This window comes from Paenibacillus sp. FSL M8-0142 (assembly GCF_038597315.1).
Classification (GTDB): domain Bacteria; phylum Bacillota; class Bacilli; order Paenibacillales; family Paenibacillaceae; genus Paenibacillus_AQ; species Paenibacillus_AQ lactis.
This window is the reverse complement of record NZ_CP152008.1, coordinates 4,357,296-4,370,709: the sequence shown is the minus strand read 5'-3', so window position 1 is coordinate 4,370,709 and position 13,414 is coordinate 4,357,296. Positions and strand designations below refer to the sequence as shown.

The window sequence follows — 13,414 nt, the reverse complement described above, 5'->3', positions numbered from 1 at the left end:
CAAACGGTTATTCGATAGCAGCCGGTCTGGAATATACCATCGTGAAAACCAAATGAAATACATCCAAATTTCAACAAGAAAGGTGAGGCCTATTTTATGCTCGAGGGACTGATCGTGAAGGCACTAAGCGGATATTACTATGTGAAACCATTGCGAGATAACCAGTTGATATCCGGGGAGGACCAAGCGGTTCAATGCAGAGCCCGCGGCATTTTCAAAAAGAGAGGCATCTCTCCGCTCGTTGGAGACCGCGTCATGTATTCATTGACTGAGAATGGAGAGGGGACCGTGGATGAAATTCTTCCACGGTCTTCCGAATTAATTCGCCCGCCTGTCGCTAATGTCGACTTGGCGGTGCTCTTGTTTTCGGTTAAGGAGCCGGATCTGAACCTGCTCCTGCTGGACAAGTTCCTCGTGCATATTGAGCATGCGGGGCTTGACGCCGTCATCGTTCTGACCAAGCAGGATCTGACGGACGCTTCGGACGAATCCGCGGAAAAGGTGAAGCGGATGTACGAAGAGATCGGCTACGAGGTGATGATCACCAGCTCGCTCCAAGGCATTGGCGTCCAGCAGGTGAAGGATCGCCTGGCAGGCGAGATCAGCGTGTTCTCGGGGCAATCCGGGGTCGGCAAGTCGACTTTGCTCAATGCCCTGATGCCGGGGCTGGCGCTGGAAACGAGCGAAATCAGCCTGCGCCTCGGGCGCGGCCGCCATACGACGCGGCACGTCGAACTGATCGAGCTGGATAACGGCGGGTATGTAGCGGATACGCCGGGCTTTAGTCAGCTGGACTTTCTGGAGCTTGGCGTCGAGGAACTGTCCAGCTGCTTCCGGGAATTCGCTCCGCATGCGGCGGAATGCAAATTCAGAGGCTGCAGCCATCTGCATGAGCCAGGCTGCCGGGTGATCCAGGCCGTAGAGGATGGAACCATCCAAGCCGGCCGCTACGAGCACTATGTGGAGTTTTTTACGGAGATGAAAGACAAGAAGCGGAGGTATTAAGCGATATGATTAAAATAGCGCCATCGATATTGTCGGCCGATTTTGCCAAGCTAGGGTCCGAAATCAGGGAGGCGGAGGCAGCCGGAGCGGACTGGATTCATGTGGACGTCATGGACGGCCATTTTGTTCCCAATATTACGCTCGGGCCACCGATCGTTCAGGCGATCCGGCCGCATACGACGCTGACGCTCGACGTGCATTTGATGATTGAGCAGCCGGAGCGCTACGTTGCCGATTTTGCCAAGGCCGGAGCGGATTTGATCACGGTTCATGCCGAAGCCTGTCCGCATCTTCACCGCGTCGTTCACCTAATCAAGGAGCAGGGGGTAAAAGCTGGGGTTGCCATTAACCCGGCCACACCGGCGCATGTTCTGGAGGAAATTCTTCCGGATCTCGACCTCGTGCTGGTCATGACCGTCAATCCGGGCTTTGGCGGACAAGCCTTTATCGAACGGACGGTAGGCAAAATCTCGCAGCTGCGGGCACGCGCCAATGAACTCGGCCTGTCTTCCCTTCATATCGAAGTGGACGGCGGCATCACGGCGGAGACGGCGCCGCTGGTAGCGGGCGCGGGTGCGGATGTGCTGGTGGCGGGAAGCGCGGTATTCGGCAAGGCCGACCGGGCCGAGGCGATTGCCCGAATCCGGAACAGCGCAACATCTTAATCCGGAAGCGGCAGTCCGAATGTCATAGGGCGGAGAATTTCCGCATAAATATGGTTACATGAGCTGGGTTCTCATGTAGCCTTTTTTGTCTGTGTTCACATCTATGGGCTTGGTGCATAACATAGTCTAGGAAGGCATGAGAATGATGGGGAGGGTGAGACATGAAATTCTATACGTTCAAGCTGCCGAAGTTTCTGGGAGGTTTTGTGAAGGCGATTCTCAACACGTTTCACAAGAGCTGACAGCTTGTCCCGGCGTAACACAAAACCTCCGCCCGGGACGGCCGCGCCATGCCGGTAGGGGAACAGGCAGGATGCAAACCGATGGAAGTGCCCGAGCGAACAAGACATACTGCAGCTTAAGGGGCTGTTCTTGCGCGGCGCAAAGGAGTGCAGGCTTGGCAGCGGGCCGGCCTTAGCTTCTTATGCGCGGTTAAAGAGGCCCAGGACATAATGAACGCCATATGGAGCCCGTACCTAAACCGGAAGTTTTTCTTGCATACAGAACAGAATGCATATCTTTCGGAAGACCCGGCATTAAGGGCATTCGCTTATCTTTGCCGCTGAAGGCTTGCTAACGGGGATTTCGCGATACAGACGGGGAGGAGCTGCTTTCTCCCACTAAAAAAAGCACCTGCGATCCGTTGAAGGTGCTTTTTGTTTAGGAGGATATATGTATCGTAAACGCAAGAAAAACTTCCTTGTCCCGATGCCGCCCATATCTTTGGAGCGCCTTGGAGATTACAGAAGTTTTTCTTCATATAACATGAGATGATTATACGCGAGTCACTTTACCGGATTTCAATGCGCGAGTGCTGACGTATACACGCTTAGGCTTGCCATCCACGAGGATGCGAACCTTCTGAACGTTAACGCCCCAAGTACGCTTGTTGTGGTTATTAGCATGGGAAACATGGTTACCGCTGCTTGGTTTCTTGCCAGTTACATAACATTTGCGAGCCATCAATTACACCTCCTTGTTCCTAAACCCTGCATGAAACAATACTTAAATATAATATCACAGTAAAAATTGCCGCGTCAACTGCCCTAAAAACATTTATTTCTCTTTCTTCTTATAGTACAATGTTGATTAGTCCATAATATTCGAAAGACAGTGTATTGTGGGCTGGTCGGCATGACTCCGTAAGCATCTGGAGACTGCCCGAGACGAGAGGAGACGAGATCAGCCCATCAGCATGTTGCGATCGGTTTAATCATAGAAAGTCTATTATTTATCGCTTTGGGCATTTCGTCGGCTATTAGCTATCAAATAGAGATAACAGTTTTCGTAAGAAGGTTTAAAGGGTATCAAGCCAGGAAGGGGAATTCTCATTGAGTAAGCGTTCTTTGAATGGAACAGAATTTACCGCGATGGTCCTAGCCGGAGCGGAGCAGCTGCAGCAGCATGCGGAACATGTCAACTCGCTGAACGTGTTTCCGGTGCCGGACGGCGACACGGGAACGAACATGAATTTGACCATGACCGCTGGGGTTGCCGAATTAAAGAGCAAGCACTCGGAATCCGTCGGACACAGCGCCGGTGTACTGTCCAAGGGGCTTCTAATGGGCGCGCGGGGGAATTCGGGGGTTATTCTGTCCCAGTTATTTCGCGGCTTCAGCCGGTATGCGGCGCCTTATACAGAGCTGAACGCGCATCAGTTCGCGGCTGCATTACAGACCGGGGTCGAAGCTGCCTATAAAGCCGTAGTCAAACCCGTTGAAGGAACGATCCTTACCGTTGCCAAGGAAGCGGCCAAGCATGCCGTCTATTATTCCCGCCGCAGCAGCGACATCATCGAGCTGATGGAGCAAGTGCTGGCTAAGGCGAAAGAGACGTTGTCGCAAACTCCGGAAATGCTTCCGGTGCTGAAGCAGGTCGGCGTCGTAGATTCGGGCGGACAGGGTCTTGTGTATATTTATGAAGGATTCTTGGAAGCGCTCCGTAGAGAGGATGCACCCGGCACGTTCGCTGCCGCAGGGGGACAAGCCGCAACGGTCGCAGCCAAGGCTGAGCCTATCAGCACCCCGGCTCCGAGCCTGCAGACGGTTACCGCACCTCCGTCATCCGCTCAATCCCAGTTGTCGACGGAAGATATCGAGTTCTTGTATGATATGGAATTTTTCATCAATCGTCAGCTTGGTGATGGAGCACGTGCCGAATTTGATGAGGATCAGTTCCGGAAAGCGCTTGCTGTTAATGGGGATTCGATCATCGTCATCTCCGATGACGAAACGATTAAGGTTCATGTTCACTCCAAAGCTCCAGGTGATGTGCTGAATTTGGCACTGCTTTATGGCGAGATCACCCAGATTCATATTTTGAACATGCGTGAGCAGCATCGCGAGCTGCTGACGACCGGCATGGATATCGCGCCGATGCCGGAGCTGTTTGCCGATATCCCGGCCGAGCCGAAGACTCCGGAAGCTCCGGCCGTGCCGCCGGCGGATGAGATTGCGCCGTACGGATTCATTGCCGTATCCTCGGGGGACGGCATTTCGGACATCTTCAAGAGCTTGGGCGTTGACGTCGTGCTGTCCGGCGGACAGACGATGAATCCGAGCACGGAGGATTTCGTGAACGCGATCTCCTCGATCTCGGCACAGCAAATCTATATTTTGCCGAACAATTCCAATATCGTGCTGGCTGCCCAGCAGGCTCGAGAGCTGCTGGAGGGCGAGCGTCAAGTGACGGTTATTCCAAGCAAGACGATTCCGCAGGGGATTGCGGCCGCGTTTGCTTTCCAAGAGGATGAGAGCACGGACGTGAACACGGACAACATGCTGGATGCGATTTCCCGTGTGCAATCCGGGCAGGTGACTTATGCGGTACGCGACACGACGATCGACGATTTGGAGATTAAGGCGGGACAGTTCATCGGAATCCGCAACTCCAGCATTGTGGCAGCGACCCCTGATCTGATTACGACGTCCCAGGAGTTGCTTGGCAAGATGCTTCAATCCGGAGACGAGATCGTCACGCTGCTTACGGGAGCGGACGCGTCGGAGGAATCAACGAACGCATTGACGAGCTGGCTTGAAGAGCAGTATCCGGATGCGGAGGTCGAGGTGCATTACGGCGGACAGCCGATCTATGCCTATCTGTTCTCCGTAGAATCTTGATCAATTAACCGGTGTTAATATGAAGGTATTTTTTAGGAGGGGTTCCGGTGAATAAGACCGTGATTGTGACAGACAGCACAGCGGATATTCCGGCAGACCTGGTGAAGCAGCACAACATTCATATCGTGCCGCTGAGACTGATGTTCGGGGAAGAGACCTATTTGGACGGTGTTGAAATATCGGCAGGGGAATTCTACAAGAAGCTGATACAATCAACGCAGCTGCCGACCACCTCCCAGCCGTCGCCGGCGGATTTCGTTGCCGTGTATGAATCCATTCTGGACCGGTATCCGGGCTGCTCGATTATATCAATACACATTTCATCGGGACTGAGCGGCACCTACCAGTCCGCTTTGCTCGCGACCTCGCTCATTGAGCGGGATGCGGATATAACCGTATGGGATTCCAAGTCCGCCTCCTACGGCTTCGGCCTGTTTGTCGTACATGCGGCAAGGCTTGCCGAAGAGGGAGCGGCGGCTGCGGATATCGTGGCCTCCTTGGAGGAGCTGCGCAGCAAACGGAGACTGTATTTCCTGGTCGATACGCTGGAGTACTTACAGAAGGGCGGAAGGATCGGCAAGGCTTCGGCCGTGCTCGGTACGCTGCTTAACATCAAACCGATCTTGTCCATTGATGATGAAGGCATTATTTTTCCGGTAGAGAAGGTTCGCGGACGCAAGAAAGCGACCGCCCGCATGATCGAGCTGTTTCAGCAGGATTTGCCGGGAGTTCGTCATATCAAGGTGGCTGTGGGACATACGGCCGACCGGTCTCTGGTGGAGGATTTCCTGCAGCAGCTATCAGCGGTGTTCACGGTGGAGGATGTCGTATATTCCGAAATCGGACCCGTGATCGGCACGCATGTCGGGCCGGGAACGATTGCAGCTTATATTTGGCCTGCTTAAGTGAGGTAGATGATAGATATGAGTCTCAAACTCGATTCCATATCCGTCAGACAGATCAACGGCGTGAGCGCTCTGAAAGAAGGGGAGCTTCACGCCTTTGGCGTCTATACGGTTAAGGATTTGCTCGAATATTATCCGTTCCGGTATGAGGATTACCGGCTCCGGAGTTTAAGCGAAGTGAAGGACGGGGATAAAATCACGATCCAGGCGAAAGTCGCCAGCGTTCCCGTTCTGCAGCGTTACGGGCGAAAGTCCCGTCTGACCTGCAAAATGCTGGCTGAGAGCTGGATGTTTACGGCGACCTGGTTCAATCGGCATTTTCTGAAGGACCAGCTGACCGCCGGGCGGGAAATCGTGCTGACCGGGAAGTGGGATCAACGGAGAATGCAGCTGACCGTCTCCGAGTCCGAATTCCCTGATAAAGGGGCATTCCGCAGCGGCACACTGCAGCCCGTCTATTCCATCGGCGGGAAAATTACGCAGTCCTGGATCCGCAAGACGATGGGACAGGCATTGGAGCAGTACGGGGAGATGATCCCTGAAATTTTGCCGAAATCGCTGCTGCAGAAGTACGATCTGATGCCGCGGAAGCGTGCGATTATGACGATCCATCAGCCGGTCGATTCCAGGGAAGGACAGGAAGGCCGGCGCCGGATGGTATATGAGGAGCTGTTTCTGTTCCAGCTGAAGATGCAGGCGTTCCGCGCATTGAACCGCGGCCGGATGGACGGGGTGGTTCATACGGCCGATAATGCCACCATCCGGGAATTCGTGCGCAGTCTGCCGTTCGAGCTGACCGATGCGCAGAAGAAGGTGGAGCTGGAGATTTTGCATGACATGCGCTCTCCTTATTGCATGAACCGTCTTCTTCAAGGAGATGTCGGCTCGGGAAAGACGGTCGTTGCGGCTATCGCCTTGTATACGACCGTGCGATCCGGCTTTCAGGGGGCCTTGATGGTGCCGACCGAAATTTTGGCGGAGCAGCATATGCGCTCCCTGCAGAAGCTGTTCGAGCCGTTCGGCATTACGGTAGGCCTGCTTACCGGAAGCGTGACGGGGAAAAAGCGCAAGGATCTGCTGGCCTCGCTCCAGATGGGATTGACGGATGTCGTTGTCGGCACGCATGCTCTCATCCAGGACGATGTATTTTTCCGGCAGCTGGGTCTTGTCGTCACCGATGAGCAGCACCGGTTTGGGGTCAATCAGCGGAGCATCCTGCGCCGTAAAGGCTACAATCCCGATGTGCTTACGATGACCGCAACGCCGATACCGCGGACGCTGGCTATTACCGCCTTCGGCGATATGGATGTGTCGACGCTGTCGGAGCGTCCGAAAGGGCGCATTCCGATCACCACGTATTGGGTCAAGCATGATCTGATGGACCGTGTGCTTGGCTTTATCTCCAGGGAAGTGGATCAGGGCCGGCAGGCGTATCTGATCGCGCCGTTGATCGAGGAGTCGGATAAGCTGGATGTGCAAAATGCGATCGATCTGCATGTCCAGATGCAGCAGGCGTTCCCGCGCTATCGGGTCGGCTTGCTGCACGGGCGGATGACGCCCGCCGAGAAGGATGAAGTGATGCGCCAGTTCTATGAGAATGAAGTGCAGCTGTTAATTTCGACCACGGTCGTGGAGGTCGGCGTCGATGTGCCGAACGCCACCCTGATGGTCATCATGGACGCCGACCGCTTCGGCTTGTCGCAGCTGCACCAGCTGCGGGGCCGGGTCGGCCGTGGTCAGCATGCGTCGTACTGCGTGCTGGTCGCGGATCCGAAGTCCGAGGTAGGGCAGGAGCGGATGCAGGTGATGACCGAAACGGAGGACGGCTTCGAGGTGTCGCGGCGGGACTTGGAGCTGCGGGGTCCGGGGGATTTCTTCGGAACGAAGCAGAGCGGTCTGCCGGAATTCCGTCTGGCCGACATGGTGGCCGATTTCAAAGTCGTGGAGGAGGCAAGGGATGATGCGGCCGCTCTGGTGAGCGACAGCTCCTTCTGGACCTCCCCCGAGTACGAGCCGCTGCGGGATTATTTGCAGCAGGAGAAGATTTTTCAAGGCGATATTATGGATTAATCCTAAGAGCTTACAAGCTCGAAGAAGAGAAGCAGCCCCGGCCGGGAGCGGGAGCAGGAGCAGGATGCGGGAATCCGTTGGCACAATGGACGGGCCTTCGTCATATACTCAAAAAAGGCGACAGCAATTATTACGGGAGGTGCCTTACCATTGAGTTATCAGCAGTACGGGATTAGTCCGCAGCTGGTGGAACGCATCAAGCTTAAGATGAAAAACCCGCTCGTCAAAGAAAGAATCAAGGGCCTGACGCAGGGCTTGACCAAAGCGGATCTGCAGAACAGCATGAAGGTGCATCAATTGGTGCGAACCGCCAGCGGCATCTTAAATGAAAAGCTGAGCTCCGTACAGGAACAGCAGATCGTTCAATTCGTGCTTGCACAGCGCATCGATCCGAACAATACATTTCATTTAATCAAGCTGTGGGGGATGTTCCGTTAAAAACTGAGCATGCATCGGGAGATTTCAGCATAAGAAGAAGCCCCCGCAGGAGGGTCTCCTCCTGAGCCGGGGGCTTCTTGCGCGTTTGGATCCATACGCTGCGGGGATGTCAGCTGCTTGTTATCGAGCGGATGCATTCCTCCGTATCATTCTTGACGGAGTTGACGATGGTGCTGACGGGATGGGCCTCCATCTCCTCAGCGGGATAGGGCCTCAGGAGCGCACGAAGCGATTGGAGCGCGGAGGATGCGCCTGCATCGCTTCCCTCCGGGGCGGCGCTCCGGTCAAGCCATAGCGCTTCGTCTTCTTGGCGGAGAATGACAGGCATCCGGTTATGAATGGGCTCCATCAGCGTGTTGGGCTCTGTCGTAATGATGGTGCAGGTGCTTAATTTCTGCCCGTCCGGCGTGATCCACGTGTCGTAGAGCCCGGCCATGCTGAAGATGCGGCCGCTGCGCATGCTGATGCGAAGCGGCTGCTTTCCTTCGCCGGTTTTCTGCCATTCGTAAAATCCGTCGGCAGGGATGAGGCATCTTTTCCGATAAAAGGGTATCCTATAAGCAGGCTTCTCCTCAAGCGTTTCACTACGCGCATTGATCATCTTGCTGCCGGCGGAGGGGTCCTTCGCCCACGATGGGACGAGCCCCCATTGCAGCTGGCCGATCCGGTTGGACCGCCCGTCATGGATGATGGCCGTTACCATTTGCGTCGGGGCAATATTGTAGCGCGGCATGTGAAAGGGAGAGACGGACTCGGGATCGAGCATATACCTCATCATCAGCTCTTCCCAGGTGACGGTGAGCGTAAAACGTCCGCACATTGGTTATTTCGGCCTCCTCAACTAGCGAATTCATCGGTTTGAGTTGAGTATACCATGCAGGGATCGCATTCCCAAGAAGCTCCGGCTTCTCTCATGTTACGAGCATTAGAAATGGAGGATATTTTGTGTTTGATTTAAAAGCTAATGGCACCTCGGTAAAGACCGAAGTGGTTGCCGGTATTACGACCTTTTTTACAATGGCTTATATTACGGTGGTGAACCCGCTCATATTGTCTGAGGCCGGTGTGCCGTTTGAGCAGAGCTTTACGGCGACGATCATTGCTGCCGTGATCGGTACCCTGCTGATGGGGCTTGTTGCGCGCTATCCGATCGCTGTTGCACCCGGGATGGGGCTGAATGCGTATTTTACATACTCGGTCGTTCAGGGGCATGCGGGACTTGGGTACATCGAAGCGTTCTCGGCGGTGTTCATTGCGGGCATCCTGTTCCTGCTGCTGTCCATGACGACTCTTCGGCGCAGGCTGATCGAGATGATCCCGGCGAATCTGAAGCATGCGATAACCGTCGGAATCGGGTTGTTCATTGCCTTCCTCGGCTTGCGGATGAGCGGTATCATTACAGCGCATCCGGATAATTTGGTGGCGCTCGGTGACCTGCATCAGCCCAGCGTGGTGCTCGCACTGGTTGGTTTGGTCGTAACTTTGGTGCTGTTGTCCCGCGATGTGAAGGGCGCTTTGTTTATCGGGATGATTATTACGGGAATCATTGCTTATTTTGCGGAAATGCTGTCGTTTACGAACGGTGTCGTGTCGGCGCCTACGCTCCCTGAAGGGATTCTCGTATGGAACCCGATCACGGCGGCTTCCGATGTTATTTCCCACAGCCTGTATGCAGTCGTATTCTCCTTCCTGCTCGTCACGCTGTTCGATACGACCGGAACGGTCGTCGGCGTTGCCGAACAGGCCGGCTTTATGAAGGATAACAAGCTGCCCCGTGCCGAGCGTGCGATGTTCTCGGACTCCGTGGCGACCGTTGCCGGCTCGATGGTCGGCACCAGTCCGACAACCGCCTATATCGAGTCGGCGGCTGGCGTTGGCGCAGGCGGGCGGACCGGCCTTACGTCCGTGGTCGTGGCGCTCCTGTTCGTGGTGGCGGCCTTCTTCAGTCCGCTCATCGGTGCCGTCGCCGGCTTGTCCGCGATTACGGCGCCTTCGCTGATCGTGGTCGGATGCCTGATGCTGAGCAATGTCCGCCATATCGATTGGAAGGACTTTGACGAGGCGTTCCCGGCTTTCCTCGTTATTCTCACGATGCCGCTCACGTCCAGCATTGCGACCGGCATTGCGTTCGGGTTCATTTCGTACCCGCTGATGAAAATCGTAAAGGGCAAGTGGAAAGCCGTTCACCCGCTTATGTATATTTTTGCCGTGCTGTTTGTCCTGCAGCTTGTTTTTGTTCCGCATTGACTTCTTGCCCGGCAGGACCACCTTGCTTGATGGTCCGTTTGTCTTAACCAAGCCCCTTCGGCCTTGCGCGCCGGAGGGGCTTCGTTCGTTGCGAAAGTTTAATATATCCCGCTAAAGTTCCGGGGCGCTTGGGGGACAACAGGGTTAAATTTACATTGATAAAAGAACGAATGTTCGCATATAATACAAACAAACGTTCCCGTTACGAGGTGGATAGTGATGTTGAGTATTGGGCTAAAGTCAGACGAAACCAAGCTGGTAAAGGACTACGCTCTATTGCCGTTATTGCTCGATGTGCTGGAACATGACCGGGACATTCTGTTCCGGTCGGATCTAAAGACCTCAGAGCTGACCAAGGTTATGATCGAGCGCATAGAGAGGGCGGCATTGGCCGATTTAACGGCAGCTCGAAGGAATATGCGGGAGATCGGCTTAAAGGTGTACGACAACCGAAAGACCCGACTCGGGATTGAAGTGGAATTTATGTGCAGAGGGTACCGCCATAAGCTGTCCATGCTGTGGGGGCTGATCGAGGCGGAAATCGAGGAACGGTCGTACAGCTACCTGGGCTTGAAAATCGCAGACAAGGGGTGTCTGTCATGAAGCCGGCCAAACGGGTTGTCATGTTGGCGGACTGCCAGTCGTTTTACGCGAGCGTGGAGAAGGCGGAGCATCCGGAATATAAAGACCGACCTCTAGTCGTTGCCGGCGATCCGGAAAGACGGTCCGGCATCGTGCTGGCGGCATGCCCGCTTGCTAAGAAGAGAGGCATAACGACAGCCGAGAGGCTCGGGGAGGCGCTCGCGAAATGTCCGGACGTCGTCGTTATCAAGCCGCGGATGCAGAGGTATATCGATGTCTCCATGCAGATCACGGAGATCTATAAGTCCTATACCGATTTGGTCGAGCCGTACAGCATCGACGAGCAGTTCCTTGACGTGACGGGCAGCTTGCATTTATACGGCTGTACGCCGGAGGAGCTTGCCCGAATGATTCAGGATCATGTCCAGGATGCGACAGGGGTGTATACACGCTTTGGAATTTCCGAAACGAAAATCCTCGCCAAGACCGCCTGCGACAATTACGCGAAAAAATCCGCATCCGGAATCTACACCCTGCCTAAAGAAAATCTTGCCGAAACGCTGTGGAAGCTTCCCGTAAACCAGATGTTTATGGCCGGCAGCAGGATGACCCGGCATTTCAATGTCATGGGGCTGCCGACGATCGGCAGCGTTGCCCAGACCCCTCTCCCTAAGCTCAAGCAGATGATGCGGCGGAAGTTCGGGAAAAACTCGGATATCCAGGCTGAATTGTACTGGAGAATTGCCAACGGGATCGATGATAGTCCCGTACGTCCGGGGACGCACCAGGTTGATCCTAAGTCGGTTGGTCATATGATGACCCTGCCCCGCGATTACGGCAGGCTGGAGGAGATTAAGGTCGTGCTGCTCGAGCTGACGGAGCTTGTATGCCAGCGATGCCGCGGACTCGGCTTTATGGGCCATGTCGTAACCGTCGGCTGCATGGGAGCGGACTTTGACCGCCCTACGGGATTTTCGCGGCAAATGAAGATGGAGGATCCCTCCAACATTACGAATCAAGTTTACCGCTGGGCGTGCAGGCTGCTGGAGAAGTATTGGGACGGCCTGCCGATCCGCAGGGTGGGCGTCAGTTTATCGCAGCTTACCCCGGATACGGAATATCAATTGTCCCTGTTCGATATGGGGCGCGAGAAATCGATGGCGCTTGAGCGGGTGACCGATGCCTTAAAGCGCAAGTATGGGGATAGCATCGTCATTCGGGCCGTCTCCAAAACGGAGGCGGGCCAAGCGCTGGATCGTTCAGCTAAGATAGGAGGACACTTTAGATGACAACACGAAAAAAGCTGGAAGGCAACGGGCTGTGGGAATCCAGCCGCATGATGCTGCCCGAGCACAAAGCGACGATTATTCGGCAGCAGCTTGAAGAGGGAAGAAAGGATAAGCCGAACCTGGATCCGCAGGAAATGGAGCTGATCGAGCGCATGCTGGCCGAGTCTTTCCATGAGCACCGGACCATTACGTTACAGCTTTACGATGAATACGAGGATGTTGAGCTCACCGGAGTCGTTACAACCGTGCTGACTCAAAGACGGGAGATCAAGCTGGCCCTCGGACCCGGGGAGTGGGAATGGATAAAGATCGATGAGATCGTATCCGTCAGATAGGTTGGTTTGGGACGGCGGCAGATTACCTTCCGCCGTTTTGGGTATGACTAGAATTATAGCGGGCAGAAATGAAATTGAACGAGCTACACAGGTTCTTCACAACTGGTTGATATGATCGTAAGCATCACGGATCGAAAGGAGTTTTTGGAACCATGTTCAAAAAAGGATTAAAACCGATGATTGTAGGGCTCATTGCCGCTTTCTTGCTCTTGGCCCTGGGAGCTTGCGGCAACGCAAATACGAACGGCGAAACGAGCAATGCAGGAAAGCAAGACCATGCGGGGGAGATGGACCACAGCAAAATGAACCATTCCGGTTCCGGCGAGGTGCCTGAAGGCTTGAAGGAAGCCAAGAATCCGACTTATGGCATAGGAACGCAAGCCGTGATAGACTCCGATCACATGGCGGGCATGAAGGGAGCAACGGCAACGATTGTCGGTGCTTACGACACAACGGTTTATACGATTTCGTACACGCCGACCACCGGCGGAGAAGAAGTCAAGAATCATAAGTGGGTCATTCACGAAGAATTGCAGAACCCGGGAGCGCCACCTTTGCAGCCAGGCACGGAAGTCGTTGTCAATGCAGACCACATGGAAGGGATGAAGGGCGCAACCGCGAGGATCGATTCGGCCGAGCAAACGACGGTGTATATGGTTGACTTCACGCCAACGACAGGCGGCGAGGAAGTGAAGAATCATAAATGGGTGACGGAAAGCGAATTATCGCCGGTCCAATCATGATTTGGCATGCTCAGAA

At 54.7% G+C, this 13,414-nt stretch carries 14 protein-coding genes; 12 read left to right on the top strand and 2 right to left on the bottom strand.

Annotated elements, in window-relative coordinates; genetic code table 11:
• Positions 1-96 precede the first annotated feature (96 nt).
• The 3 genes from rsgA to spoVM all read left to right on the top strand — a co-directional run bounded on the left by rsgA (position 97) and on the right by spoVM (position 1,912).
• Positions 97-1,005 carry a ribosome small subunit-dependent GTPase A gene (gene rsgA / locus NSQ46_RS20205; protein ID WP_007129657.1) on the top strand — a complete coding sequence of 303 codons (909 nt, stop codon included), beginning with the start codon at positions 97-99 and terminating at the stop codon, positions 1,003-1,005.
• 5 nt (positions 1,006-1,010) lie between these two features.
• Positions 1,011-1,670, top strand: a complete 660-nt coding sequence (gene rpe, locus NSQ46_RS20200) for a ribulose-phosphate 3-epimerase (RefSeq protein ID WP_007129658.1) — start codon at positions 1,011-1,013, stop codon at positions 1,668-1,670.
• Between the two features lie 161 nt (positions 1,671-1,831).
• Entirely contained in the window at positions 1,832-1,912 is an 81-nt protein-coding gene (gene spoVM / locus NSQ46_RS20195; RefSeq protein WP_034273235.1) for a stage V sporulation protein SpoVM, read from the top strand.
• Positions 1,913-2,444: 532 nt separating this feature from the next.
• Here spoVM and rpmB read toward each other — a convergent pair.
• A complete protein-coding gene (rpmB, locus tag NSQ46_RS20190) occupies positions 2,445-2,633 on the bottom strand; it encodes a 50S ribosomal protein L28 (protein WP_007129659.1) in 189 nt (62 codons plus the stop codon).
• Between the two features lie 368 nt (positions 2,634-3,001).
• On the opposite strand from rpmB, the gene NSQ46_RS20185 reads away from it, so the two are divergent.
• From NSQ46_RS20185 to NSQ46_RS20170, 4 genes are all read left to right on the top strand, one after another.
• Entirely contained in the window at positions 3,002-4,789 is a 1,788-nt protein-coding gene (locus tag NSQ46_RS20185) for a DAK2 domain-containing protein (RefSeq protein WP_040738474.1), read from the top strand.
• A 47-nt stretch (positions 4,790-4,836) separates the two neighbouring features.
• Positions 4,837-5,694, top strand: a complete 858-nt coding sequence (locus NSQ46_RS20180) for a DegV family protein (RefSeq protein WP_007129661.1) — start codon at positions 4,837-4,839, stop codon at positions 5,692-5,694.
• Positions 5,695-5,712: 18 nt separating this feature from the next.
• The gene (recG, locus tag NSQ46_RS20175) at positions 5,713-7,764 is read left to right on the top strand and encodes an ATP-dependent DNA helicase RecG (protein ID WP_007129662.1); all 2,052 of its coding nucleotides are present in this window, start codon (positions 5,713-5,715) and stop codon (positions 7,762-7,764) included.
• Between the two features lie 150 nt (positions 7,765-7,914).
• Positions 7,915-8,202 carry a stage VI sporulation protein F gene (locus NSQ46_RS20170; protein WP_007129663.1) on the top strand — a complete coding sequence of 96 codons (288 nt, stop codon included), beginning with the start codon at positions 7,915-7,917 and terminating at the stop codon, positions 8,200-8,202.
• Between the two features lie 109 nt (positions 8,203-8,311).
• Here NSQ46_RS20170 and NSQ46_RS20165 read toward each other — a convergent pair whose 3' ends face one another.
• The gene (locus NSQ46_RS20165; RefSeq protein WP_028405240.1) at positions 8,312-9,022 is read right to left on the bottom strand and encodes an SOS response-associated peptidase; all 711 of its coding nucleotides are present in this window, start codon (positions 9,020-9,022) and stop codon (positions 8,312-8,314) included.
• 125 nt (positions 9,023-9,147) lie between these two features.
• Between NSQ46_RS20165 and NSQ46_RS20160 the strand changes: the two genes are divergently transcribed.
• From NSQ46_RS20160 to NSQ46_RS20140, 5 genes are all read left to right on the top strand, one after another.
• Positions 9,148-10,449, top strand: coding sequence for an NCS2 family permease (locus NSQ46_RS20160; protein WP_028405241.1), 1,302 nt, complete (start codon positions 9,148-9,150; stop codon positions 10,447-10,449).
• 219 nt (positions 10,450-10,668) lie between these two features.
• On the top strand, positions 10,669-11,052 hold the full coding sequence (locus NSQ46_RS20155) for a hypothetical protein (protein WP_007129666.1): 384 nt from the start codon (positions 10,669-10,671) through the stop codon (positions 11,050-11,052).
• Positions 11,049-12,320: a DNA polymerase IV gene (locus tag NSQ46_RS20150; protein WP_007129667.1), complete on the top strand. Its 1,272-nt coding sequence runs from the start codon at positions 11,049-11,051 to the stop codon at positions 12,318-12,320. The genes NSQ46_RS20155 and NSQ46_RS20150 overlap by 4 nt, the downstream gene beginning before the upstream one ends.
• Positions 12,317-12,655 carry a YolD-like family protein gene (locus NSQ46_RS20145; protein ID WP_341341723.1) on the top strand — a complete coding sequence of 113 codons (339 nt, stop codon included), beginning with the start codon at positions 12,317-12,319 and terminating at the stop codon, positions 12,653-12,655. The genes NSQ46_RS20150 and NSQ46_RS20145 overlap by 4 nt, the downstream gene beginning before the upstream one ends.
• A gap of 152 nt (positions 12,656-12,807) precedes the next feature.
• A complete protein-coding gene (locus tag NSQ46_RS20140; RefSeq protein ID WP_341341724.1) occupies positions 12,808-13,398 on the top strand; it encodes a YdhK family protein in 591 nt (196 codons plus the stop codon).
• Positions 13,399-13,414: the final 16 nt, after the last annotated feature.

What these genes read in the sequence shown, in the direction of transcription:
- rsgA (WP_007129657.1), top strand. Translation starts at nt 97, where the DNA reads ATGCTCGAGGGACTGATCGTGAAGGCACTAAGCGGATATTACTATGTG.
- rpe (WP_007129658.1), top strand. Translation starts at nt 1,011, where the DNA reads ATGATTAAAATAGCGCCATCGATATTGTCGGCCGATTTTGCCAAGCTA.
- spoVM (WP_034273235.1), top strand. Translation starts at nt 1,832, where the DNA reads ATGAAATTCTATACGTTCAAGCTGCCGAAGTTTCTGGGAGGTTTTGTG.
- rpmB (WP_007129659.1), bottom strand. Translation starts at nt 2,633, where the DNA reads ATGGCTCGCAAATGTTATGTAACTGGCAAGAAACCAAGCAGCGGTAAC.
- recG (WP_007129662.1), top strand. Translation starts at nt 5,713, where the DNA reads ATGAGTCTCAAACTCGATTCCATATCCGTCAGACAGATCAACGGCGTG.
- NSQ46_RS20165 (WP_028405240.1), bottom strand. Translation starts at nt 9,022, where the DNA reads ATGTGCGGACGTTTTACGCTCACCGTCACCTGGGAAGAGCTGATGATG.
- NSQ46_RS20155 (WP_007129666.1), top strand. Translation starts at nt 10,669, where the DNA reads ATGTTGAGTATTGGGCTAAAGTCAGACGAAACCAAGCTGGTAAAGGAC.
- NSQ46_RS20150 (WP_007129667.1), top strand. Translation starts at nt 11,049, where the DNA reads ATGAAGCCGGCCAAACGGGTTGTCATGTTGGCGGACTGCCAGTCGTTT.
- NSQ46_RS20145 (WP_341341723.1), top strand. Translation starts at nt 12,317, where the DNA reads ATGACAACACGAAAAAAGCTGGAAGGCAACGGGCTGTGGGAATCCAGC.
- NSQ46_RS20140 (WP_341341724.1), top strand. Translation starts at nt 12,808, where the DNA reads ATGTTCAAAAAAGGATTAAAACCGATGATTGTAGGGCTCATTGCCGCT.